We start from the raw sequence: 1,225 nt of genomic DNA on the forward strand, positions 1-1,225 counted from the left end.
TACTTTTACAACCTTTTACCCAACACCATGAGATATTTCATGATTTTGCGTGATTTTACAATAGCTTCTGGACATGTCTAAACTCTTTCAAGCCCGATTCGCGACCACAGTCAATGACACCCATTGCCTGCCTGCCACTCCACTCCGGGAGGTGGCCTTCGCTGGGCGCTCAAATGCAGGTAAATCTAGTGCAATTAATGTACTTTGCAACCAAAAACGGCTTGCTTTTGCCAGTAAAACGCCGGGGCGTACGCAACACATTAACTATTTTGGGCTTTTTGCTAAGGATGACCTATTAGCCTATTTGGTGGATTTACCAGGATACGGCTATGCCGCCGTTAATCATGAGACCAAATACCACTGGAATAGCCTTCTAAGCGATTATTTGCAGGAGCGCGAGCAACTGGTCGGGATGATTCTCATCGTCGACTCCAGACGCGGAATCACCGATTTAGACGAGCAAATGATTCAATGGTTTGTACCAACTGGCAAACCAATTCATATTTTGCTCAGTAAGTGTGACAAGCTTAATAAAAGCGAATGCAAGCATGCCTTAGAGGCCGTACGTAAAAGATTACAGCAGTATGATCCCGCCCTTCCAGATGGAACGGGTGACTCAAAACGACTTACGGCACAATTATTCTCAAGCACCAAGCGAATTGGCGTTGAAGAGGCCGACAATACAGTTATTAAATGGTTATTTGAAGCAGAGACTCAAGAAGATGAAATCACAAGCTAACTCTTTGTTGAACTTTCCGGCGCACCGCCCACGTCGCATGCGTCGCGATGATTGGTCGCGTCGCCTGATGCAAGAGAACAGCGTTTCGGCCAATGACTTGATCTACCCAGTGTTCCTACTTGAAGGCCAAGGTAAATCAGAAGCTGTTAGCTCCATGCCGGGAGTTAATCGCGTATCTCTCGATTTACTTTTTAGCGTTGCCGAAGAATGCGTTTCATTAGGCATTCCTGTGATGGCACTCTTTCCAGTGATTGATGCATCTCTGAAAACACCTGATGGCAAAGAAGCTTTTAATCCCAATGGATTAATTCCAAACGCAGTGCGTGAGCTCAAGAAACGCTTCCCCAATTTGGGCATCATGACGGATGTCGCGCTTGACCCTTACACAAGCCACGGTCAAGATGGTGTCTTAGATGAGCAAGGTCGTATTCTGAATGACGAGACTACGGCAATCTTGGTCCAACAAGCGATTGCTCAAGCTCAAGC

Annotated in this window: 1 protein-coding gene and 1 pseudogene; both read left to right on the forward strand. The window is 46.4% G+C overall.

Annotated elements, in window-relative coordinates; translation table 11 throughout:
- Positions 1-73 precede the first annotated feature (73 nt).
- Positions 74-739, forward strand: a complete 666-nt coding sequence (gene yihA / locus B7Y67_RS18550) for a ribosome biogenesis GTP-binding protein YihA/YsxC (protein ID WP_293599897.1) — start codon at positions 74-76, stop codon at positions 737-739.
- Between the two features lie 4 nt (positions 740-743).
- Positions 744-1,225: pseudogene (locus B7Y67_RS18555) on the forward strand (porphobilinogen synthase); the annotation flags it as partial.

This window comes from Polynucleobacter sp. 35-46-11, assembly GCF_002281105.1.

Coding starts and splice junctions, on each gene's coding strand:
- yihA (WP_293599897.1), top strand. CDS start 74: ATGTCTAAACTCTTTCAAGCCCGATTCGCGACCACAGTCAATGACACC.